The sequence below is a fragment of the Clostridium sp. UBA1056 genome (assembly GCA_002316385.1).
GTDB lineage: Bacteria > Bacillota > Clostridia > Clostridiales > Clostridiaceae > Clostridium_J.
The window spans coordinates 13937-36019 of record DCDL01000017.1; the positions used below are offsets into that span (position 1 = coordinate 13937).

A 22083-nucleotide genomic window follows, 5' to 3' on the forward strand; every position below is an offset into this window, starting at 1 on the left:
TAAGTGGAATTTCTATGATGTAAATATAAACCAACTAAATAAAATCTTATCTGAAGAAGTGATAAAGAATCTATTTAGTAGCTAAGAATATGAACATTATATCTGCCACAGTATATGTCTCATATCAACTTTTTTTGATATAATGAAAGAAATGTATAATTATATTTGAGATCATAAAGAGGTAGTTTTACATATTAAGGGGTGGATTAAAAATGAATAAGTTTAATTGTTTAATTTGTAATGAAGAGGTGCTTTACGAAAATGAAAGTAAAGAAAGAGTTTGTTATTTCTGTAAAAAGGCATATGAGTCAGCTATAGTATGCAAAAATGGACACTATGTATGTGATGCGTGTCATAGTAGTGATGCATATACAGCTATAACAAGCTACTGTTTAAATACTAATAGTATAAATCCATTAGAAATGGCATTAGATTTAATGAAGCATCCAGCTATCAAGATGCATGGACCAGAACACCACTACTTAGTTCCAGCTGTATTAAGTACTGCATTTTTAAATAAAACTAAGGAAAAAGAAAAATTAGAGAATTTACTAAATGAATGCCAAAAAAGAGCTAAGAACGTATTAGGGGGATTTTGTGGATTTTATGGAGCATGTGGAGCTGGTGTAGGTTGCGGCATTTATACTAGCTTAATACAAGAATCAGGTCCTATGAATAAGGAAGAATGGGGACTTTGTAATTTAATGACATCAAAAGCTTTGGAGAGCATTAGTAAATATGGAGGACCAAGATGTTGTAAAAGAGATTCTTTTACAGCTATAGAAACAGCAATAGATTTTACTAAAGAATATCTAAATGTTGAACTAGACAAAACTATAGCTCTAAAGTGTAACTTTAGTAACTTAAATAAAGAGTGCTTAAATAGTAAATGTAAATTTTATAATGAAAGCATCGTAGCTTTACAAGAAAATTAGTTATATATATTGTAGTAGAAAATAAAAAGTATCTCCCGAAGGAGATACTTTTATTTGTTAGCTGTAACTTTTATATTCATTAGTTGCTTCATCTGGATATATTTCCATAGCATAAAGGTTTTCTATACTATTTATTTTAATTTTAACTATTAAACCAATGTTTAGTTTTATTAGCTATTGAAACTAATGCAAGCATAACAGGTACTTCAACAAGAACTCCTACAATAGTTGCAAGTGCAACAGGAGAAGCGGTACCAAATAAAGCAATTGCTACTGCTACAGATAGTTCAAAAAAGTTGGATGCACCAATCATACCTGCAGGTGCAGCAATATTGTAAGGCAACTTTAGTATTCTACTTGCTATATATGCAATAAAGAAAATTAAAAAGGTTTGTATAATAAGCGGTATCGCAATTAAAATAATGTGTAATGGATTTTCAATAATTACATCACCTTGGAATGAAAATATAATTATTAAAGTCACTAGTAATCCTATAATTGTTATATTATTAAACTTTGGAATAAATTTTTTTTCAAAATATTCGTGTCCTTTACTCTTAGTAACAAACACTCTTGTTAAAATTCCACCTATCAATGGAATTACTACAAATAAAATAACAGATAAAATAAGTGTATCCCAAGGAACAGATACATCGCTTACACCTAATAAAAATTTAACAATAGGTATAAATGCAACAAGAATAATTAGATCATTTGTTGCCACTTGAACGACTGTGTATGCAGGATCTCCTTTAGTAAGATGGCTCCATACAAAAACCATAGCAGTACATGGTGCTGCTCCAAGTAATACTGCTCCTGCAAGATAATCTTTTGCAAGATCTGCTGGAATTAATCCTTTAAATATAACATAAAAAAATAATGACGCTATCCCAAACATAGTGAATGGTTTAATAAGCCAATTAGTAACCCATGTCACAAAAAGTCCTTTTGGGTTTTTTCTTACATTTTTAATACTTTGAAAATCTACTTTCATCATCATTGGATAAATCATTAGCCAAATTAGTACTGCTATTGGAATAGAGACATTTGCATACTGAAATTTATTTAGAAAGTTAGGTATAATAGGAATAAACTTGCCAATTAATATTCCTATTATCATGCATACTCCCACCCAAATTGTTAAATACCTTTCAAAAAATCTAATACCTTTATTTTTTTCTTGATTTTCTAAATCCATAATTAATCCTCCTTTATAAAAAATTTTATAATAAAAATATAAATTATTACCTTAAATCAATTTCATTACTTTTAATTCGCTTTGATAAATCTTTTATTTTTTCTTCTATGATTTTTGATGTTTTAATAAATTCTTCATCACTCTTACCTGTTGGATCATCTAGTCCCCAATCTTCTGTATGCTTAGCTGGTAAGAAAGGACATACAACATTACAGCCCATTTTTACAACAATATCAACTTCTGGTATATCAGTTAATAGCTTAGATGTATGCACTTCATTCATATCAACTCCATACATATCTTTTATAATTCTTACTGCATCTTGATTTATTTGAGGTTTAGTTTCAGTACCAGCAGAATATGAGTCAAATACATCTGATTCAAATAGTCTTCCTAACGCTTCTGCCATTTGTGATCTGCAAGAATTGTGTACACATATAAATGCTACCTTTGGTTTCATAAAATCATCCTCCGTATAAATTGTTTTACATACTTAAAAATCCACTGCAAAAGTCTCTTATTTTGCAGTGGATTTTTTCTAGTGGATTAAGTCGTTAAGTTTTTCTCCCTTAACTTCTTCAGGTATCCACTCTATAACTGCAAAATTACCACTAGATATATCATCCACTTTATTAATCCATTGGACTTCATTGCTTGCTTTTACTTTTAATATTTCATTAGTTGTATTTGTTGCATAAAAACTTGAGTTAATAGCCCACCACTTGCTATGAATACCAGCTCTTTTTAAGTCATTTTGAAGTCTCATAGCCTCATATACTGGAGTAGTTTCAGCAAGAGTTATGATAAGAACTTCTGTATAATTTTCATTTTTAAGTTTAGGTAAAAGCTTTTTAACTGATGCAGGGATATCTCCTTGTGAACGTTGAATCTCTTTATTATAACTTTGAGTAGACTCTAAAAGAAGTAGAGTATGACCAGTTGGTGCTGTATCAATAACTACAACTTCATTCTCTGATCTTTCAACAATGTCAGCAAAAGCTCTAAATACAGCAATTTCTTGGGTACAAGGTGACCTTAAATCTTCCTCAACATAAGCAATATCATCTTCACCCATAGTTTCCCTTGCTTTACTTAACACTTCATCTTTGTACTTTTCCAATTCTTGTTTTTCATCTATATGGCTTAAAGTAATTCCATACTTTTCATCTAGTACAAACTTTAAATGTGCTGCCGGATCTGTAGTAGTCAAATGTACTTTCTTACCCTTTTTGGCAAGTCCTAATGCTATTGCAGCTGCTACTGTAGTTTTACCTACACCGCCTTTTCCCATTGTAAATATTACTTTTTTATCATTGTTATATAAATCCTCTATTATAGAGTTTAGTTTATTCATCTTGCTCACATTTAACTTTTCATCATTATATTTAATATTATTACTCTTTAAAAAGGCTCTTACATTTTCTAATCCTGTTACATTGTAAGGTCTTAGTGGAATTTTAAAGGTTTTAATATTTTTAATACCTTCTGGTATATCCATTAAAGCCTTTTGTTGTTTTTCGTAAATGGCATCAGAAAGATAATCATTATGGTCTTCAAGTACACCATTTATAACTAAAACTTGATTATTTATTCCTAAATCTTGAAGTTCTTTAGACGCTCTTTCTGCTTCCTTTAATGGTGATACTTCTGGGCGTGATACAAGAATAAGTGTAGTTTTATCCTTATCAGCTAATGTATTTACTGCCTCTTTATAAACTTCCTTTTTACTTTCAAGGCCTGAAAGTTGACCTAAACATGATGCCCCATGAGTACTTTCATTAATAAAATTACTCCATGCTGATGGAAGTTGTAACATTCTTAATGTATGCCCAGTTGGAGCAGTATCAAATATAATGTAATCATACTGTTCTGATGTTTCTTTATCAGTTATGAAGCCTGTAAATTCATTAAATGCAGCAATCTCAACGGTACATGATCCTGAAAGCTGTTCCTCCATATTTTTTATAACCACTTCTGGAAGTTTACCTCTATAAGGGGCTAATACACTTTCTCTATATTCAGCTGCTGCCTTTTCAGGTTCAAAATTTGCTACAGTAAGATTTGGAACTGAATCTATTACTGTTCCTTTATTAGTTAATTCTGTATTAAAAACGTCTTGAAGATTAGAAGCAGGATCAGTACTTACTAGCATTACTTTTTTCCCACTATCAGCTAAAGACATAGCTGTAGCACAAGCTGTTGAAGTTTTGCCTACTCCACCTTTCCCAGTAAAAAATAAATATTTAGTTAAATCCAATTCTTCTGGATTAAACATTTTATTCATTTTAAATTCCTTCTTTCTAAAAACTTTTGCATAAAAGTAAGTGATTTCGGTATGAATAAGGACACGATTAGTACCATTAACTAGCAGCATCCACCTTTGCAGCAACAACCGCCTTCTTTGTTATCTTTGTTCAAAGCAATTTCAACTGGAAGTCCTGAATACTTTGCAAATTCTGCATTAGTTAGATGGGAGTTAGTTTTTACTATTTCACCATCAACAAAAGTTATTGGAAGTACGTCTACACCTTTTGAATTTAAAAGATCATTTACTTTTTGATTATCAACAAAGGCTTGCGGTTCTGAAGTTAAGTTGTGTCTAACTATATCAGCACCTTTCTTAGTAAGATTATTTATAGTTGTAGCAACTCTTAAAAGCTCCTTATCTACTGATGGACCACATACTCCTGTTGAACAACACATTGCTGGATCAAAAATTTCAATTTTACTCATATTAATTCACACTCCTATATTTATTTACATTCGCATTTTGATTTATCTTTACAAATACAATCATCTGTATCTGTCATAAGATTCATAAGAAATAAAATAAGCTTATTGCATTTAGAATTGTTAATGGAATAATAATTCCATAAGCCTTCTTTTCTAGATTCTACAAGTTCACATTCTATTAATACCTTCATATGGTGTGATAATGTTGGCTGTGTAAAATCAAAATGGTCCAATATATCACAAGCACATCTTTCACCACAAGATAGTATATCTATTATCTTTAATCTATTTGCATCAGATAACGCTTTGATAATTTTTGCATTTTCATCATAGTTCATATTCATTTAATCACCTCCTTACATAGATGGTTGTCTATATACTTAATATATATTTATATCTATGTATTGTCAATATATATTAGTCAAATCAATATGTCATGATACGCAACATTCATTATTATCTATATATGTATTTATATTATGCAAGTATTACAGAAAATGTGAATATAAAAATAAGGTAGTTAGGTATAATATTATCTTTCCACATTAATGTATAATGATAAATCCCAAAATATTTAGTTCAGAATTATCTATATCAACTTTCATAATGTTACAATATACAGTACATGGAAAGTGACCTGTTTTTACACGAATAGTTGCCGTACCTCTAATTGAAATTATAGTATAATGCCATAAATAATAATTTTGAAACTAAAATATATATATTGAAAATATGTAAAATAAATGTAATGATATACTTATAAATTATATTAAGGCATCTTCAAAAAATAAATAAGTCAGAATGCTCGTCTATTTTGTGTTATACTGCGTCAACAGAACCCTTAGATAGTGCTACTATCNNTTATTATTTATTTTCAGATGCCTAAATCTTATTATATAAAGCTAGAAGGGGAAAGGAAGTTTTTTATGTTTGAATCTCTTAACAAGGAACTTATAAATGCAAAGGAGAAATTGCATAGAAAGCAGAAATTAGAAGGGTTAATTAACTATACTAATGAAGCTTTGCAAAAGGAAGTAGATAGAAAGGTAGAGCTAGAAGATATTTTCAAAGATGAAGACAAGGATGTTAAAAAGCTTGAATCATTAAGTATTACAAGTATATTTTATTCTATACTTGGAAGTAAGGAGAAGCAACTTGAAAAAGAAAGGCAAGAATTACTTGCTTCTAGATTAAAGTATGAGGAGTGTGCTAAATCAGTTTTAGATCTAGAAAAAGAACTGAAATCTTATAAAACTTCATTAGATAGCTTGCTTGATGCACAGGAAGAATATGAAGCTACATTAAAACGTAAAGAAGAATTTATATTGAAGTTAGAGGATAGTAATTCTCAAAAATTACATAAACTTATGGATAACTCAGCTAATCTTGAAGCAAATAAGAAAGAAGTACAGGAAGCAATTTCAGCAGGAGATAGAGCACAGAGTAAACTAAGTAAAGTCATAGATTCTCTTAATAGTGCAGAGGGATGGGGAACCTGGGATATGCTAGGAGGAGGACTGATAGCCACAGCAGTTAAACACTCTAGTATTGATGAGGCTAAGAAATATGCCCATAGCGCAAAAATTGCATTAATACGCTTTGAAAAAGAATTATCTGATGTAGATTTAAAAGTAGATATAGATATAAATGTAGATTCTTTTGAAACTTTTGTAGATTATTTCTTTGATAATCTAATATCTGATTGGATTGTACAGTCAAAAATTAATGAATCTCTGGATAGTGTAAATAATGTTAGAAAAAGAGTGGAAGATATAATGGGCTCACTACAAGAGAAATTAAATAATATAGAAAATGATTTAGGTGAAACAGAAGAAAACATTAAATTAGTTATTGAACAAGCTTAAAAGTGAACCATATTAGTAATAATGTAAATCTATGGAGGGGTTTTATGATATACCTTGAAAAAGTCAATATGGATGATGCTGAGAAAATAATTGAAGTTAGAAGGCTTGCGTATACAGATGAAGACATTAGATTTGGAGAAGGAAGAGGGGGATATTTAAAATATATTGGGAATATAGATTTTATCTCATGGTGCGTGAATAGATATCTTCTTTATAAGATAATGTTAGATGGAGAAATAATAGGAACATTTTGGCTAGATCATGAAACAGATGATAGACCTGATCACTTTGAGTTACAGGATTTTTGTATAATTCCTAGGCATCAAAATAAAGGATATGGAGTAAGGGCAATTAAACTTATGGAAAAGCTACATGAAAATATAAAAATATGGTCATTGTCAACGGCAATCTTTAGCACTAGAAATCGACATTTATATGAAAAGATGGGATACAAACAAATAGGACAAACAGAGAATGATATTCTGTATGAAAAGATTATAGGAGTGGATTATGAATAATGTATTAATAACCATTGGAGAATTGTTTTCTTTTATTATGTATCCAGCAATACTATTTGTGGCTTTATTTTTTACTATAAAATATTCAATAGTAAGTGCTTTTAAAACTTTAAAAAAGAAAAATTTATTATAAATAGGAAGGTTATCTATGTTAGATGGATCTATACAATTTATAAATTTAAGTAAGGAGATATCAGAAGGGAAAAAGCTTAATAAGCATTTGTTAAATTTTAGAAAAGAACTTAATGGATATGAGGAGAGAATGAAGTTTTTCATAGAAAAAAATGAGAATAAACTTGATGGTGAAACATTTAAAAAGTTAATAGTAGGCCAACATCATACTGTAATAAAACAAGAAAAATGACAAGAACAGCTAGATCAATATCTAGATGAGAACTATCAATCCTTTATTAAATTAAGTAAAACAGAGCATTTGACCTTTTCTGATTATTTTATAATTAATCCAGAATTACAAGATGATAAAATGCTACCAATAGAAGAAGCACATAATATTATAAATAATATTATAGTTGCATTTTTAAATGAGCATTTATGTAAGATGAATAAAGATTATACAAATATAATCAATGACAATATATATGGAGAGCTTTTGAAAAGATAAAGATATTTCTATAATAAAAGCTATGCGGAGCATGGCATTATAACTGTGGTTGATTTGATTTTAGTTTTCACTTAAAAAGTAAAAAAGCATATAAAGAAGTCTCAAGTTTGTTATTGTTAATTTGCAGAAAAATATCTAACAAATTTGAGGCTTTTATAAATAATTTAAAGGAAAAAAACATTAAAATTTATTAACTATTTCATTGCATGGTGATCCAGGGAACATAGGTGAATTTAGTGAGTACTGGAAGCCTGATGAGTTTTTAAAAAAAGATTTTATTTTTGTGTATGTTCAATATTCCCAATTATACCGTCATAATGGTTTCAGTTGGACAATCAATCCACCTATTTCAAGGAGTGACATTAAAGAATGTTATAACTTAATATTACAAGAATATTCTATTGACGAGAAGTGTGTAATAATTGGAGGATTTTCTGGAGGAGCAATAACGGCTTTAGATATTATATTTGCTAATGTTATTCCTATAAAAGGCTTTATTACCATAGGCCCAGATTTTCCAAAATCATTTATCAAGGAAAATGTTAAGCTTGCTGCCGAAAGGGGGGTTAGGGGTATATTTATAGAAGGAGAAATTATAATCCCATTGGAAGAGCAAGAAGAAATGATTAAAGCATTTGAAGAAGTTAATCTCCCCTATAAATTCTATGTTAATAAAGGAATAGGACATGATATTCCACAAGACCTGCCTGATAAATTAAATAAAGCATTAAGTTTCATATGTAATTGCTAATATTGATAATTTGTTAAAATATTTGGCTCTGTTTTAAATGAATGTTGATATGTGATACTCGATAAGAAAATCTGCTGAAATCGTAGAAATTAATATTGCAACTTCTTTTTACTGGCGACATAAAATACTTAACTGTATTAGTGAATTTCTTGTGGTAGGCTCTGTTGACGGTATAGTTGAAGCAGACGAAGTTTTCTTTGCTTATTCATATAAAGGAACTAAACCTGCAAATATGCCAAGACCTTCTCGCCATAGAGGTAAAGAAGTTAAAAAGCGTGGTATTAGTAAAGAACAAGTTTGTGTTGCAATTGCTCTTGATAGGCAAGGTAATTTAATTATAGAGTTATTATGTACTGGTAGAATGACTTCTGATGAATTGGAGCGTCTGTATGGTAATCGTATAGGGGAACATTCTATTCTATGTACAGACTCCCACAAGAGTTATATGCAATTTGTTATAGATATGGAATTAGAACATAAGAGAATTAAAAGAGGTAAACATAAAGAGGATATATACCATATCCAACACATCAACAGCCTTCACTCCAATTTAAAAAGATGGATGAGTAGGTTTAATGGAGTTGCAACGAAATACCTAAGTAATTATCTTAAATGGCATAAATGGATAAGCACATTTAATATAGAAAAGGAAACTGTGCGAACTAAAAATTTAATTGTACATAGCAGTATAGTCCATAGTTATACTATGGTTAAGGATTTTAAGACAAGACAACCTATATTTGTATAAAATTTATTTTATTTTCATAAATACTGGAATTATAATCCATGTATTATGTATAATAAGAATATACAATATTGAACAATTGTTTACTAATATACAAATGTATAACTAAAAAGTGAGGTGATTTTATGTGGATTAGAACGCAAGATAGAAAAGAGTTAGTTAATGTAATTAAAGTTGAAGTTGCATCTATTTTCGGAGACAAAAGAAATAAAGCAATTATATGGGGGAGATTTGCACCTGATGGCATATTCTCTTCTAATAGGGTTTCGTTAGGTATGTACTCTACAATGGAAGATGCCATTACTGAAATAAATGAAATTGAAAAGTGTATTTTAAATAATCCAAATGGTGTTTATATTATGAAAAGTAACGAATAATTTAATATTACGATTAAAAAGTAAAATGGACAATTCAAATTGTCCACTTTTATACGCTCCATTATCAACACTTGTTCAAAACAGAGCCCAATATTTGAATTCTTACATGTGATTTTTATTTATTCAGAAAGTGTATCAATGTTTCATGAATGGTGAAAAGTATTGCTAATGCAAATAAAATTTTTCATATGTAAAATTCATAAATTAAAACAAAAAAATAATCATCAAATTTATCTTAAATACCATAATTTTAAAGATAGATACTCAAAATAAATTTGGTGAATAATTCAGGGCTAAGTATACATAGTGGCTTTCACAAAATATATCACTAAATCTTATATAAGATATTGAGCATGCACTTCAATAATATAAGTGCATGCTCAGCATTTATTTAGATTAGTTTATTTTACGAAGCCCATATACTATTTTATAATTCACTCTTATCTAAGATCAAATTTAGTACTCTGTCTTTGAGTAAGTTGAGCTCCATATTTAGAAGCTAGAACTCCTCCGTTACTAAGGAAAATATCCTTAGCAATTATGGTATCCATAAGGATTCCTACTTGAGCTTCAGTGATATCTGGTTTAACTCCAGAAATAGATAAATTTACTTTATCTCCACTAGTGTTGATAAAGGTCATGGTTAGTGAATAATCCATATGATAGTTTCCTCCTTTCTACAATTTTAGGTAGAGTTAAAGCTTATTAAGCATTAACTAATTTTGAAGATTCATTTAAGTAACTATCTCTAGCAGAAGCATTTAAAACATCTTTGATAGCTTCAGCTACTTGAAAAATATTTTCAGGGTCAACATTAGGTTTAACTCCAGAAAAAGTTTTTTTCTTATAAACTTTAGCTCCAGTCTTGTCCACTCCATTTTCTACTTCTATATAAAAGGAAGTAGTACTTAAAACTTTATTTATAGCCATGAAATTCACCTCCTATTTAATGATCTCATTAAGTAAATATGCACCTTATAAAATTATTGGAAAGAAAAATGAAAATTAAATAAAATTTTTATTTTTTATTATATAATCTTTCACGTCTCCAACATCCTTTTTTATGTCTTCCACTATGATTAACTTATCTGACATCTTTGAGATTATATCCTGATAGTTTTTTTCTCTTTCTTCCTGTTTTTCATCTCTTTTTTCTTGATTTTTTAGAATATAGAATAATAGAGAAACACTAATCACTGCCCATATCCCTTGAGACATAGCTAGTTTTATCATTTCATTTTCCACCTACAACCCTCCTTATCTTCAATTTAAATATGAATTTTGTTATGTTAAAAACCTCTCTAATAACATATATGCATTTATAAAAATTCATGGAAAAGAATTTAATGATTTTTAATGCATAAATGCATGAATTATAAAGTTTTTCTACCACCTTTATTAAAAATATAGTCATGATAATTTCTAATGGATTCATCAACAATGATATTCATATATACATTAACATCAGGATGAATTGCTTTAATTTCGTTAAGCATTCTAGCTGTAGACCTTCTTATTTTGTAAGACCTTTGAACATTAAGGGCTTCACCATCTACTGGTGGAGTTGGTTTAAAGAGATTGGACTTGTTTTTATCATTAGCCTTAGTGTCATCCTTATTAAAAAGTGTTGAGTTGGTTAAAGCCACTTCAGCTGCTTTCTCTTCAGTTAATGTTTCCTTAGTTGATGTTTCATTATCAAAAGTAAAGGATGATATAGGAGTTCCAGAGATACCATCGCATATACCGTTAAATTCCTCTGAATTATCTTCAATATTAAATTCTTCTGCGGATTTTTTAGATCTATCATATTTTTTCATAGTAATCCTCCTTTAAATTAATCAACACTTAATAAATATGCTTTTATCAATAAAATTTACTTAAATAAAACTATTTAAATATTTAAATAGCTCCCAATGTAACTATTTCTCCAGTTGTATAGGAAAAATTTTAAAAAGTTCCATAGGTAAAATTTTAAAAAGTTTTATAGGGAAATTTGTAAAAACTTTTATATAAAAAATTTAAAAAAGTGGGGTAATATTTATAAAAATTGCATATTTCATATTTAAAAAGAAGGCTAACATATGAAAAATATGTGTTAGCATTCTGACTCACTTATTTTTGAAGATGCCTTAGATAAATAATTTATTTAAAAATGAATTTACAAGGAGAGATATTTATGAAACATATAGTTAATGGATTTAGACAAGATAAATTAATTAAGTTCAGTTTAGATTTTGTGGATGCAGCTATTCTCAGATATTTTATTGATTTTAAAAAAAGTGGAAAAATGGTATGCAAAGTTTTAAATGGAGATTATTATTATTGGGTTAGTTATGAGGGAGTTTTAAAGGAATTGCCTATGTTAAATATGAAAAAATATACGGTACAATCTAGATTTTTTAAATTAAGAGATTTAGGGATACTTACCCATATAGTGGTGAGACAGGGGGGTACATACTCCTATTTTGGTATTGGTGAAAATTATAAAGAACTTATAACTAGAGACAAAGATAAAAATGATGAGGGATCTTCTAGTAGCGTGAATGAAGAGGCTTGTAATTTAGAGGAGAAATTCTGTAGTGTGAATGAAGAGGCTTGCAATTCAGAGGAGAACTTCTGTAGTGTAGACGAAAATGCACATAAGGAGAATAAAAATGCTAGGGGGCATGGATTTAAATCCGATACAAATAATCCCTCTACTAAAGATCCATATATAAAAAATATAAAAAATACTGTTTCCTTTCAGAAAACGGCTTTTGAAATAATCGAGTACCTAAACTTAAAAACAGAAAAAAACTTTAAAAGTACTACGAAGTCAACTACTAGACTTATTAAGGCAAGGCTTAATGAAAAGTTTACTGTAGAGGACTTTAAAACCGTTATAGACAATATGAAATCAAGATGGACAGGCACTAAGTTTCAGCAATATCTAGCTCCAACTACCCTATTTGGAAATAAGTTTGAGACTTATTTAAATCAAGGGAGGGAAGAACATGTAGATGGAGGCTTCAAAAGGGGAAATGTGGTCAGTAGTGATGAAAAGCCTAAAGCTGAGCTAGAGGAAAGGCTACGCAATATGGTTTTAGAGGAGGACATGTAGTATGAATATGGTGATGCCACATAGCATGGAGACTGAACAGGTGGTCCTTGGGGTATTAATTAACGATAAAGATAAAATCTACGAGATAGAGGATATTCTAAGCTTAGATGATTTTTATTATGAGAATCACAGAGAGATATACAAGGGAATTTTGAATCTTAGAGCTAGAGATAAGGATATAGATTTAATCACCCTTAGCGAAGAATTAAGGGCTAGGGGAGCCCTAGAAAAATGCAATGGAATGACATATTTATCAGAGTTATCAAGCTCAGCTATCTATTTAAATAACCTAAGAAATTATAGTGATATTATCATAGACAAAGCCAATAGAAGGAGGGTTATAAAAGCTTGTATGAGGGCCATTGATGAGAGTCATAGGGAGTCTCTAGTAGAGCAGGTGGTGGAGGAACTAGATGATAATATTCATAAGGCCTATAGTTCTTCAGCCATGGAAGAGATGGAACCTATTATGAACACCCTACAGGATACCATGACCCAAATCGAAGCAAGATATATTGATAAGAAGGAGATTGAAGGCATATCCACTGGTTATAAGGACCTTGATAAAGTAACCTCAGGATTACAGCCTGGAGACTTAATTATCATAGCAGCAAGGCCATCCATGGGAAAAACAGCCTTTGCTCTAAATATTGCTCAATATGTTTCAAGGCAGGCAAAGGTGGGGATATTCTCTTTAGAAATGCCTAAGATTCAACTGATACAGAGGATGTTAGCCGCAAGATGCCTAATTCCTCTTAGCAATATAAAAAGTGGAAGGCTAAAAGAAGAGGATTTACAAAAGCTCATGGAAGGAGCTGCCAACCTATCAAAGAGAAAAATCTTCATAGATGATACTTCAGCTACCATTGCCACCATAAGGGGAAAAGCAAGGTTATTAAAGCATAAGGAAGGTTTAGATGTGATAATAATAGACTACCTTCAACTAATAGAATCAACCGGAGTAAGTAATTCTAGAGAACAAGAAGTTGCAAAGATATCAAGAGAATTAAAGAGGATGGCAAAGTCTTTAAAAATTACAGTTATAGCCTTGGCACAGCTCTCTAGAGCAGCAGAAAGTAGAAGGGATCCAAGACCTATGTTATCAGACCTAAGGGAATCAGGCTCCATAGAGCAAGATGCAGATATGGTAATCTTCCCATATAGAGAAGTATATTACGACAAGGAGCTTAAGGAAAAGAATAGGGATAATGAAAGGGAGGTTATGGAAGTTATCGTAGGTAAAAACAGAAATGGGGAAGTGAAAACTGTAAATCTATGTTGGGTAGGAAAGTATCAGAGGGTTGATGGGATTAGATAGAGATAGAGTTGCCTAAGGCATTTATATTTTGTATGACTATTTTATGTATTCTAATAGTGTGTTATTATATGATATAATAATATTTTTAATATAATAGTATGGGGGAAAAAGCTATGAAAAAAAGAATTTTAGCGTTATTACTTATAACTACAATGGTCATAACAATGGTAGGATGTGGCTCAAAGAGTTCAAAGGATGGAGCTAAGAAAGAAAGTAGCGTAGCAGAGCTTTCTGTAGAAGAAAATTTATTTGATGTAGAAGTGACAGTGCCTGCAGTCTTTTTCAAAGGTAGTGATATGGGTACTGCTGAAAAAGAAGCAAAAGCAATGGGCGTTCACGAGGTAAAAGCCAATGATGATGGTTCTGTAACATATATTATGAATAAGAAAACTCATGAAGAATTACTGTCAATTATAAAGACAAGCTTTGATGATAGCATAAAGGAAATTCTAGAAGATAAAGAAACCTATCCTTCTTTCACAGAGATAACATATAATGATGATTTAACACAATTTGACGTAATGGTTGATAAAGCATCCTATGAAGAATTTCAATCTTTTACAGACTTGGAATTCTATATGGCTGGAAATCTATATCAGATTATTGATAGACAATCTTCAGATAAAGTAAGGACCATAGTGAATTTTAGAGATAAAGACACAGGAGAAGTCATTGAGAGTGGTGATTCATTAGCTCTAAATAGTGATGATCAATAAATAAAAAATTAGTACTTTAAAATAGGGCTTTGTTTTAAAATACGATAGGGACTTTCACAAAATATATTGTTAATCTTATATAAAATATTGAAGTACTTATTCAATATTTATTTAGATTAGCTTATTTTGTGAAAGTCCCTATTTTTTTCGCAATTATTTAATTAAGAATTAGTTATTTATAACATTAATTTAATATGTCTAATTTTTGATTCAAGAAAGCTTCAATTTATTAAAACATGAAATATATATTACTTTTTACTTATTAACCCATTCACTTGGTGATTGATTAAAATAATGAGATTCAAACTCTGTAAATTTATAATCTTGTATCCCGTAAATTTTAAAAGGTTCATTTGATAAATAAGCTTCTAGTTTTTCTATAGACTCTGATTTAATAACAAATATCCCACCACTCATATCTGACTTAAGTCCAGACATTAATATCATTCCCTCATCCATTGCTTTTTGAGTATAGGACATATGCTCTTTCATAATATTTTCATTAATCTTCTCTGAATTTTGTATTATACCTTCAACAATAAAATATTTCACTTTTTTATCCTTTCTTAATTTGATTCAGCTCAATGCCTAAATTTTGAGCGAAATTAATATAACTTCTATAAGAGTTAGTGCAGAATATAGAGAATTACTTAATGTTTATATCCATATTATAAGCGTTTTGTTAGATAGTATGCAATATCCACAGTTCTCTAAGACAAAGCCTAAAATAAAAGTGAAATTTAAAATAACAAGCAAATTTTAATATCTGGAAGCCTATTGATATTATTAGGTTTTGGGCTATTTTTTATATGAAAATATATTGAAAGCTATTTGGATAATATTTGAGGCGTAGTATAATGATACAATGATGATAAGTTAAGGATTTTATATATTATAGGACACAATTTATATATTGTGTTGATTGGAGTGATACATGTATGGATATAAATTTTGAGCTAGGAAAAGAAAAGGATATTGATGAATTAGAACAACTTTATAATGATTTGAATGACTATTTATCAGAAGGAGTAAATTATCCTGGTTGGCGAAAAGGTATATATCCTGTTCGGGAAAATGCAATTGATGGAGTTAAACAAGGTAATCTTTATGTAGCAAAACATAATGGGAAAATCATTGGTTCCGTTATTTTAAGCCATGAGCCTGAGCCTGCATATTATAAAGCTAAATGGGAATTCGAGTCTGACTATTCAGATGTTTTAGTAGTACATACATTTGTAGTGCATCCAAAATTCTTGAAATGTGGTGTAGGTAAAGCGCTAATGGACTTTTCTATTAAACACAGTATTAAGTCACAAGCTAAATCAATTAGATTAGACGTTTATGAAGGTAATATACCTGCTATTAGATTGTATGAAAAATGTGGGTTTAAATATGTTGATACAGTTGACTTAGGACTTGGAAACTACGGGCTTAAGTGGTTTAAATTATATGAAAAATTACTATAAGATAATAGGGGGAATTATAATGAGATTATTAAGACCATCTATAGAATATAAACAGCAAGTTTTAGAATACAGAAAGGAATTTATAGAGAATGGCGACGATTTGGCGGGTACATCATATTTACGAAAATATGATATTTATGAGGAATGGTTAAATTTTGTATTAGACAACGAGCAAGATAGTACAAAGCATACTGAAGTGACTGCAAATGTATTTTTAGCAATCAGGGAAGAAGATAATAAATTAGTTGGTATAATAAGTATAAGGCATACATTAAACAAATATTTATATAATTACGGAGGGCATATTGGTTATAGTGTAAAAAGGATTGAACGTCAAAAAGGTTATGCAAAAGAAATGCTTAAAATTGCATTAGAAAAATGTAAAAAATTAGAAATTGGAAAAGTGTTGCTAACATGCAATGCTGATAATATTGCTTCAATAAAAACTATAAAATCATGTGGTGGAACATTGGAAAATGAAGTTAAAGATGATGATACAGTAATTCAACGATATTGGATTAAATTATAAACATTTATTCTTCTGAAAATGTAGATTAAGGGAACTTTTTTTGATGAGTTCCCTTAAAAATATTATATTATCAACATTATTCTTTAATAGAGCCAATATTTAAAGTGTTAACCAATGCTATACAAATTCACAATGTAAGTTAAATTATGCTCCATTGTAACAATGATTTTTGAGCTATATAATTAAACCATAGCAAGAAGTTAGGAGTAGTACCATGGAGATAAATATAGGTTTTGTAATACAGAAATTAAGAAAGCTTAAAGGACTAACCCAAGAGCAAGTTGCCGATGCGATGGGTGTATCAAAGGCAGCTGTTTCAAAGTGGGAAAGCGGGAATACTTATCCGGATATAACGTTGCTTGCTCCTCTAGCCCGTTTATTAGATACAAATATAAATGAGTTGTTAGAATTTAATTCTAAACTTACAGAAAAAGAAATAAATAGCATAGCTACACTTTGTGAACGAGAATTCTTAAAGGGTGATTATTTTTCCGCATATGATCATTGTGAAAAGCAACTTAAAAGATATTCCAATATTGCAGAACTAAAATTAAGAATTGCTTCTCTTTATTGGCAATATACTGTTTTACTTAAAGATGATGAAGAAGCAAGTAATAACATGATAAAGCGTGCTTGCGAAGTATTTGAGGAAGCAAGTGAAGCATCAGATGCTGATATAAAAGAAGCAGCACTACATAATATAGCTTCACTTTATATGATGAGAGAGAATTATGATAGTGCATTAAAAACAGCAGAAAGACTTAATCCAAAATCAAATGACACAATGCTTTTATTGGCAACCATCTATAGAAATAAAGGTGAAAATGATAATGCAAAAAAACTGTATCAAAGAATACTCTTTAAAAATATTCAGACTTGTGGTTTAGTACTCCAGAGCTTGTCAAGAGTTGCGGAGAAAGAGTCAAATATTAAAGATGCACAACTTTTTTTAGAAACGGTAATTAAGTTAAACACATTATTTAAAGTTGAAAATCATGCAGACACTTGTGCCTTACAATTGGCAGAATTGTACGCAAAAAACAATGATAAGGACAAGGCCATTGTTATGCTAAATCGATATATAAGATTCATACATAATCTTATAGAAAACGGAAATAAGGGATTAAATAGTAGTAAATTTTTCAGTGAAATACAATTTAAATCTGTAGGAGACGGAAAGTCTGAATTTATGAAGCAACATCTTGCAGATGCAATTATGGGCACGTCTGCATTTGATGAATTGAAGGAAAATGAGGAGTTTAAAAAGATTATAGAGGAGTTAAGGAGTTTGTAGGAATATATTTAAAATTATTAGTATTTATATAGGTAAGCAGTAAATAATTCATCACCTTCAACAATAATATTTGTGGTGAGATAATACTCCTATAATCAATGATTAGGGGTATTTTTTATGTATAAAAGAAAGTCTATTGATGGTCTAGCTGCCATTGTTCAAAGAGATTCAAGCTAGATCCATTTTCTAATAGTTTATTTATATTTTGTAATAAGAATAAAAATGAACTGGATATTAAATTATAGGCAAGGCCTGTATTTTCAAGGGTTATATTATACTTTTATATGTAAATATGGTACAATATTACTATAATAAACTTATCAATATTCAAGGTGTTTATAAACTAATGTATGAAAGTCAAGCAGGGTGGTATAAGTAATTCTTAGAATTTAATAATGTTTTAAATTTAGATTATTTAAACAGAAAAATGTTGCAGGGATAAGTATAGGCATTTAAACTAATGCATTTGGGAGAGTGGAATATATGAAAATAAACGAAACAGTACTAGTGGCTAAAGACATTGAGAAAGTTTATGAAATTGGAAACAATAAAGTTCAAGCTTTAAAAGGTGTTACTTTAAGCTTATATAAAGGTGAAATCCTTGCTATTATGGGCTCAAGTGGATCCGGAAAGAGTACTTTATTAAACATTTTGGGTGCTCTAGATTCACCTACCAATGGAGAAATTATTATTAATGGAAAAAAGATTAAAGATTACTATATTGAGCCTTATGCGACAAGGTACAGAAGTGAAATCATTGGATTTATATTTCAAAATTTTAACTTACTTAAAGATTTAACCGTTGAAGAAAACCTAGCACTACCATTGATATTAAAAAACTATTCAAAGAATGAAATAAAAAGTAAGGTTGAAGAAATAATAAAATCATTAGGTTTAGAAGGATGGGAAGGCCATAAACCCTTAGAACTTTCTGGTGGACAACAACAGAGAGTTGCTATAGGAAGAGCTTTAATTACTAACCCTTCAGTATTGCTTGCAGATGAGCCTACTGGAAATCTTGATTATAATACATCCAATGAAATATTAGAAATAATTCAAAGGATGAAAGAAAAGTTAAAACAGAGTACTATAATAGTTACCCATGACCCTAAAGTGGCTACATATGCTGATAGAGTTGTTTTTATTCACGATGGAAGAATAACAGATGAATATGTTAAAGATGGATCTAAAGGTTGTATTGAAGAAATATTACATAAACTCCAGAAGATAATGGAGGTTTGATATGATTACTTCTATAAGAGGATGTGCAAACAAACTAATAAAATCAAATAAATTTATTATGATATCTTCTATATTTAGCGTAATAATATCGGTGATATTAATAGTAGGCATGTTTATGTACATTAGCAGTGCTGAAAAATCTATGATAAATAATACTAAAGAGCTTTATGGAGATATGGACTTATCGGTTGGAAGTTCTTCAATGTATGATAAAAAGCTAGATAAATCTCTTGTTGATAAAATCTCATCAATAAGTGGCATAAAAGAGCTTTCTCCAGTTATATTAGCAGAATTACAAATAGAAGATAAAACAAATTTTAATGTGTATTCAGTGGGTACAGATAATTCAGAGTTATCAAAAAGCAAATATAAGTATACAAGAAATATTTCAACGGGTGAAGTTGTTATTAATGACGTGTTGAAAGAAAGTTTAGGCAAAGATGAAGGGGATAGTATTGTTATAGACGGAAGAAGTTTTAAAATTATTGAGGTAATTAATACTCCAAAGCAATCAAATAACATTCCTAATATATTATTTATAAACATAAATACTTTAAAAGATATGTTAAAAGATAATGGTGAGGCGACATATTTACTGATAAAGCTCATAGATGGGAATAAGAGTTTTGAGGTATCCGAAAACATTAGGAGTATTAATAAAAATCTTCGTATTGACATAGCAGAACAAGATGAAGGAATAGTACGAAATCTTCAATCACTAAAAGTTTTTACTTTTGTTTTATCAGCATTAATTATAATTATGTGTTCACTTCTTATAATTTCTAATTTTCAAATATTTTTATACAATTATAGAAAGCAGTTTTCAACTATTAGAGCTATAGGTGGAAGTTCAAAGCAAGCTTTTAGTATTGTATTTGTACAAGCTACTTTTATTAACATAATAGGAGTTGTGGTAGGGTTACTTGCATCTTATCTTAGTAATGATTTAATAGTAAAAATCCTAAACAATAAGTTTTCTTTTAAAGTTTCAGATATAAATTATTCACTTTCAATGGCTGCTTTAATTAGTATTGTTATATTTGTTATCCTTGAAGTTTTTATGCTTATTCCTGCTATAAGAAGTTCAAAGATTCTACCATTAAAGATAAGTGAAGAAAATGAAGAAACACAAAATCAGGGAGAGCTTGGCAAGTTAATTGGTATGGCAGGAGTAATAATTAGTTTAATATTATTCATCTCTGAAATTATTGCATTTGTTTTCAATAAAGGAAACATATTCTTGGGAGTATTTTCAGCAATTAGTTTAGTTATCGGCGTGTATTTATTGTTTCCTTATCATATAGAAAAACTACTAGAAAGTATTATGCCATTTTTTACATTAGTAGGAGGTAAAGGTGCATTTGTTGCAATACAGAACTTAATCTCACAGGTAAAAAGAAGTAGCGTAATTATAATTTCTCTAAGCACTGTTATTGTAATCGCCATATTTGGAGAATCATTTTTGGGAGTAATATCAAGGAATAATGAAGAGTTTTTGAAATGTCAATTTCCTTTAGAGATATCCATTACTGATAGAAATAAATTAAATAGTAATCTTGGAGATGAGTTCAAAGATGATTTAAAGAGAATAAAGGATGTTAAAAGTGTTATAACATTAAGTAACATAAGTTCAGTGTATTTTAAAGGTGAGAATGATGTGGACTATGCAGATTTCTCATTAGTAGATTATGATGGTTTACAAAATGAAGGGTTAATTCCTAAAGAAAATTGGGATTTGAAGTCAAGTGTAATTATCTCAAAACAATTTGCTACAGATCAAAAACTAAAAATAGGAGATAAAATAGAAATAAGTAAAGCGAGAAATGATGGTAAGAGTTTAAAGGAAGTTAAAAATACCCTTAATTTTGATACATTCACAATAAAGCATATAATTAACGATGATAATTTATTGGCAAATAGAATGATTTTAATAGATTATAGTAATGATAAATATGTAGATGAACTTGTTAATTTTGATGTAGCTCTGGTTTCATCTTTTAATAAAGAAAATACCTTAAGGGGATTGGATGAACTAAAAAAGGAATATCCACAAATCAAATATACTACATTAAAAGAAGCATTGGATGAATCAAATCAAATACTTATTGAAAGATGGTCATTGTTTATCATAGTTCTCGGTGCAATTTTAATTTCTTTAGCGTTAGGGATTATTAATATGCTAATAAACAATGTCCTTTCAAAAAGAAAAGAATATGCTATTTTAAGAACTTTAAAATTAGAAAAGAAAGATCTAGTGAAATTAATATTAACACAAATAGTCACTTATGTATTAATTGGATCACTTCTAGGATGTGTTTTAGGATTTATTGTGTCAAATATAGTTACAGATAGTTTCAAAGGTATTTATATAGGATATAAAGTTATGTTAATTATTGTTTCACTGTTATTGGGAATAAGTTTGGCAATAGCTATTCCATTTGGAATATCCTTAGCCAATAAAAAGATAGCTGATGAACTAAGGGTTGATGATAAGTAAATATTTAATTTAAAGGTAAGCGGTAAATATGATGTCAAATTGACAAGCTATTTACCGCTTATTTTTAATCTTTTTTATTTGGCAAATTGAAGATGCACTTATATTATTAACGCTCAGCCGTTTCGAGATATTGATTTACTAAAGTATTTATTCAAGGAAAAATCTACAACACAACAA

25 protein-coding genes and 1 pseudogene are annotated in these 22083 nt (G+C 29.4%); 16 read left to right on the top strand and 10 right to left on the bottom strand.

The genetic code is table 11. The features are described 5' to 3' along the window. Positions 1-212 precede the first annotated feature (212 nt). On the top strand, positions 213-935 hold the full coding sequence (locus B3W71_RS05265) for a DUF5714 domain-containing protein (RefSeq protein ID WP_346887894.1): 723 nt from the start codon (positions 213-215) through the stop codon (positions 933-935). 142 nt (positions 936-1077) lie between these two features. On the opposite strand, the gene arsB is transcribed toward B3W71_RS05265, so the two are convergent. The 5 genes from arsB to B3W71_RS05290 form a co-directional block, all read right to left on the bottom strand. Then, entirely contained in the window at positions 1078-2133 is a 1056-nt protein-coding gene (gene arsB / locus B3W71_RS05270; RefSeq protein WP_346887895.1) for an ACR3 family arsenite efflux transporter, read from the bottom strand. A 46-nt stretch (positions 2134-2179) separates the two neighbouring features. Continuing rightward, positions 2180-2593, bottom strand: coding sequence for an arsenate reductase ArsC (locus B3W71_RS05275; RefSeq protein ID WP_346887896.1), 414 nt, complete (start codon positions 2591-2593; stop codon positions 2180-2182). Positions 2594-2671: 78 nt separating this feature from the next. Then, positions 2672-4417: an arsenical pump-driving ATPase gene (gene arsA / locus B3W71_RS05280; RefSeq protein WP_346887897.1), complete on the bottom strand. Its 1746-nt coding sequence runs from the start codon at positions 4415-4417 to the stop codon at positions 2672-2674. An 80-nt stretch (positions 4418-4497) separates the two neighbouring features. Then, entirely contained in the window at positions 4498-4866 is a 369-nt protein-coding gene (arsD, locus tag B3W71_RS05285; protein ID WP_346887898.1) for an arsenite efflux transporter metallochaperone ArsD, read from the bottom strand. Positions 4867-4886: 20 nt separating this feature from the next. Then, positions 4887-5210 (bottom strand): metalloregulator ArsR/SmtB family transcription factor, encoded by a 324-nt coding sequence (locus tag B3W71_RS05290; RefSeq protein ID WP_346887899.1) that lies wholly within the window; start codon positions 5208-5210, stop codon positions 4887-4889. Positions 5211-5792: 582 nt separating this feature from the next. Here B3W71_RS05290 and B3W71_RS05295 point away from each other — a divergent pair. The 7 genes and pseudogenes from B3W71_RS05295 (at position 5793) to B3W71_RS05325 (ending at position 9744) form a co-directional block, all read left to right on the top strand. Next, positions 5793-6731, top strand: coding sequence for a hypothetical protein (locus tag B3W71_RS05295; RefSeq protein WP_346887900.1), 939 nt, complete (start codon positions 5793-5795; stop codon positions 6729-6731). 44 nt (positions 6732-6775) lie between these two features. Further along, a complete protein-coding gene (locus B3W71_RS05300) occupies positions 6776-7249 on the top strand; it encodes a GNAT family N-acetyltransferase (protein ID WP_346887901.1) in 474 nt (157 codons plus the stop codon). Then, positions 7242-7382, top strand: a complete 141-nt coding sequence (locus B3W71_RS05305) for a hypothetical protein (protein ID WP_346887902.1) — start codon at positions 7242-7244, stop codon at positions 7380-7382. Before B3W71_RS05300 ends, B3W71_RS05305 begins: the two co-directional genes overlap by 8 nt. Before the next feature lie 15 nt (positions 7383-7397). Then, positions 7398-7613: a hypothetical protein gene (locus tag B3W71_RS05310; RefSeq protein ID WP_346887903.1), complete on the top strand. Its 216-nt coding sequence runs from the start codon at positions 7398-7400 to the stop codon at positions 7611-7613. Positions 7614-8073: 460 nt separating this feature from the next. Then, positions 8074-8622 carry a hypothetical protein gene (locus B3W71_RS05315; RefSeq protein ID WP_346887904.1) on the top strand — a complete coding sequence of 183 codons (549 nt, stop codon included), beginning with the start codon at positions 8074-8076 and terminating at the stop codon, positions 8620-8622. A 55-nt stretch (positions 8623-8677) separates the two neighbouring features. After that, positions 8678-9370, top strand: a pseudogene (locus tag B3W71_RS05320) (IS1595 family transposase); the annotation flags it as partial. Positions 9371-9492: 122 nt separating this feature from the next. After that, on the top strand, positions 9493-9744 hold the full coding sequence (locus tag B3W71_RS05325) for a hypothetical protein (protein ID WP_346887905.1): 252 nt from the start codon (positions 9493-9495) through the stop codon (positions 9742-9744). Between the two features lie 440 nt (positions 9745-10184). On the opposite strand, the gene B3W71_RS05330 is transcribed toward B3W71_RS05325, so the two are convergent. The 4 genes from B3W71_RS05330 to B3W71_RS05345 all read right to left on the bottom strand — a co-directional run bounded on the left by B3W71_RS05330 (position 10185) and on the right by B3W71_RS05345 (position 11561). Continuing rightward, positions 10185-10403, bottom strand: coding sequence for a DUF2922 domain-containing protein (locus tag B3W71_RS05330; protein ID WP_346887906.1), 219 nt, complete (start codon positions 10401-10403; stop codon positions 10185-10187). A 46-nt stretch (positions 10404-10449) separates the two neighbouring features. Continuing rightward, complete coding sequence (locus B3W71_RS05335; protein ID WP_346887907.1) at positions 10450-10674, bottom strand: DUF1659 domain-containing protein; 225 nt, start codon at positions 10672-10674, stop codon at positions 10450-10452. 75 nt (positions 10675-10749) lie between these two features. Further along, complete coding sequence (locus B3W71_RS05340) at positions 10750-10989, bottom strand: BhlA/UviB family holin-like peptide (protein ID WP_346887908.1); 240 nt, start codon at positions 10987-10989, stop codon at positions 10750-10752. Positions 10990-11117: 128 nt separating this feature from the next. Beyond that, on the bottom strand, positions 11118-11561 hold the full coding sequence (locus B3W71_RS05345) for a hypothetical protein (RefSeq protein ID WP_346887909.1): 444 nt from the start codon (positions 11559-11561) through the stop codon (positions 11118-11120). A gap of 359 nt (positions 11562-11920) precedes the next feature. Here B3W71_RS05345 and B3W71_RS05350 point away from each other — a divergent pair, with 359 nt between their 5' ends. The 3 genes from B3W71_RS05350 to B3W71_RS05360 all read left to right on the top strand — a co-directional run bounded on the left by B3W71_RS05350 (position 11921) and on the right by B3W71_RS05360 (position 14878). Further along, positions 11921-12844: a conserved phage C-terminal domain-containing protein gene (locus B3W71_RS05350; RefSeq protein WP_346887910.1), complete on the top strand. Its 924-nt coding sequence runs from the start codon at positions 11921-11923 to the stop codon at positions 12842-12844. Between the two features lies 1 nt (position 12845). Beyond that, positions 12846-14162: a replicative DNA helicase gene (dnaB, locus tag B3W71_RS05355; RefSeq protein ID WP_346887911.1), complete on the top strand. Its 1317-nt coding sequence runs from the start codon at positions 12846-12848 to the stop codon at positions 14160-14162. 113 nt (positions 14163-14275) lie between these two features. After that, entirely contained in the window at positions 14276-14878 is a 603-nt protein-coding gene (locus tag B3W71_RS05360) for a hypothetical protein (RefSeq protein ID WP_346887912.1), read from the top strand. A 255-nt stretch (positions 14879-15133) separates the two neighbouring features. Here B3W71_RS05360 and B3W71_RS05365 read toward each other — a convergent pair whose 3' ends face one another. Beyond that, on the bottom strand, positions 15134-15430 hold the full coding sequence (locus B3W71_RS05365) for a YciI family protein (RefSeq protein WP_346887913.1): 297 nt from the start codon (positions 15428-15430) through the stop codon (positions 15134-15136). Positions 15431-15816: 386 nt separating this feature from the next. On the opposite strand from B3W71_RS05365, the gene B3W71_RS05370 reads away from it, so the two are divergent. The 5 genes from B3W71_RS05370 to B3W71_RS05390 all read left to right on the top strand — a co-directional run bounded on the left by B3W71_RS05370 (position 15817) and on the right by B3W71_RS05390 (position 21906). Next, positions 15817-16344 (top strand): GNAT family N-acetyltransferase, encoded by a 528-nt coding sequence (locus tag B3W71_RS05370; protein ID WP_346887914.1) that lies wholly within the window; start codon positions 15817-15819, stop codon positions 16342-16344. A 19-nt stretch (positions 16345-16363) separates the two neighbouring features. After that, a complete protein-coding gene (locus B3W71_RS05375) occupies positions 16364-16873 on the top strand; it encodes a GNAT family N-acetyltransferase (RefSeq protein ID WP_346887915.1) in 510 nt (169 codons plus the stop codon). A 214-nt stretch (positions 16874-17087) separates the two neighbouring features. Next, positions 17088-18167 carry a helix-turn-helix domain-containing protein gene (locus tag B3W71_RS05380; RefSeq protein WP_346887916.1) on the top strand — a complete coding sequence of 360 codons (1080 nt, stop codon included), beginning with the start codon at positions 17088-17090 and terminating at the stop codon, positions 18165-18167. Between the two features lie 483 nt (positions 18168-18650). Beyond that, positions 18651-19409: an ABC transporter ATP-binding protein gene (locus B3W71_RS05385; protein WP_346887917.1), complete on the top strand. Its 759-nt coding sequence runs from the start codon at positions 18651-18653 to the stop codon at positions 19407-19409. 1 nt (position 19410) lies between these two features. After that, positions 19411-21906, top strand: a complete 2496-nt coding sequence (locus tag B3W71_RS05390) for an FtsX-like permease family protein (protein ID WP_346887918.1) — start codon at positions 19411-19413, stop codon at positions 21904-21906. The last annotated feature ends 177 nt before the right edge of the window (positions 21907-22083 follow it).

What these genes read in the sequence shown, in the direction of transcription:
- B3W71_RS05290 (WP_346887899.1), bottom strand. Translation starts at nt 5,210, where the DNA reads ATGAATATGAACTATGATGAAAATGCAAAAATTATCAAAGCGTTATCT.
- B3W71_RS05265 (WP_346887894.1), top strand. Translation starts at nt 213, where the DNA reads ATGAATAAGTTTAATTGTTTAATTTGTAATGAAGAGGTGCTTTACGAA.
- B3W71_RS05370 (WP_346887914.1), top strand. Translation starts at nt 15,817, where the DNA reads ATGGATATAAATTTTGAGCTAGGAAAAGAAAAGGATATTGATGAATTA.
- B3W71_RS05310 (WP_346887903.1), top strand. Translation starts at nt 7,398, where the DNA reads ATGTTAGATGGATCTATACAATTTATAAATTTAAGTAAGGAGATATCA.
- B3W71_RS05330 (WP_346887906.1), bottom strand. Translation starts at nt 10,403, where the DNA reads ATGGATTATTCACTAACCATGACCTTTATCAACACTAGTGGAGATAAA.
- arsA (WP_346887897.1), bottom strand. Translation starts at nt 4,417, where the DNA reads ATGAATAAAATGTTTAATCCAGAAGAATTGGATTTAACTAAATATTTA.
- B3W71_RS05345 (WP_346887909.1), bottom strand. Translation starts at nt 11,561, where the DNA reads ATGAAAAAATATGATAGATCTAAAAAATCCGCAGAAGAATTTAATATT.
- B3W71_RS05325 (WP_346887905.1), top strand. Translation starts at nt 9,493, where the DNA reads ATGTGGATTAGAACGCAAGATAGAAAAGAGTTAGTTAATGTAATTAAA.
- B3W71_RS05375 (WP_346887915.1), top strand. Translation starts at nt 16,364, where the DNA reads ATGAGATTATTAAGACCATCTATAGAATATAAACAGCAAGTTTTAGAA.
- B3W71_RS05360 (WP_346887912.1), top strand. Translation starts at nt 14,276, where the DNA reads ATGAAAAAAAGAATTTTAGCGTTATTACTTATAACTACAATGGTCATA.
- B3W71_RS05335 (WP_346887907.1), bottom strand. Translation starts at nt 10,674, where the DNA reads ATGGCTATAAATAAAGTTTTAAGTACTACTTCCTTTTATATAGAAGTA.
- B3W71_RS05380 (WP_346887916.1), top strand. Translation starts at nt 17,088, where the DNA reads ATGGAGATAAATATAGGTTTTGTAATACAGAAATTAAGAAAGCTTAAA.
- arsD (WP_346887898.1), bottom strand. Translation starts at nt 4,866, where the DNA reads ATGAGTAAAATTGAAATTTTTGATCCAGCAATGTGTTGTTCAACAGGA.
- dnaB (WP_346887911.1), top strand. Translation starts at nt 12,846, where the DNA reads ATGAATATGGTGATGCCACATAGCATGGAGACTGAACAGGTGGTCCTT.
- B3W71_RS05305 (WP_346887902.1), top strand. Translation starts at nt 7,242, where the DNA reads ATGAATAATGTATTAATAACCATTGGAGAATTGTTTTCTTTTATTATG.
- B3W71_RS05390 (WP_346887918.1), top strand. Translation starts at nt 19,411, where the DNA reads ATGATTACTTCTATAAGAGGATGTGCAAACAAACTAATAAAATCAAAT.
- B3W71_RS05300 (WP_346887901.1), top strand. Translation starts at nt 6,776, where the DNA reads ATGATATACCTTGAAAAAGTCAATATGGATGATGCTGAGAAAATAATT.
- arsB (WP_346887895.1), bottom strand. Translation starts at nt 2,133, where the DNA reads ATGGATTTAGAAAATCAAGAAAAAAATAAAGGTATTAGATTTTTTGAA.
- B3W71_RS05275 (WP_346887896.1), bottom strand. Translation starts at nt 2,593, where the DNA reads ATGAAACCAAAGGTAGCATTTATATGTGTACACAATTCTTGCAGATCA.
- B3W71_RS05385 (WP_346887917.1), top strand. Translation starts at nt 18,651, where the DNA reads ATGAAAATAAACGAAACAGTACTAGTGGCTAAAGACATTGAGAAAGTT.
- B3W71_RS05295 (WP_346887900.1), top strand. Translation starts at nt 5,793, where the DNA reads ATGTTTGAATCTCTTAACAAGGAACTTATAAATGCAAAGGAGAAATTG.
- B3W71_RS05350 (WP_346887910.1), top strand. Translation starts at nt 11,921, where the DNA reads ATGAAACATATAGTTAATGGATTTAGACAAGATAAATTAATTAAGTTC.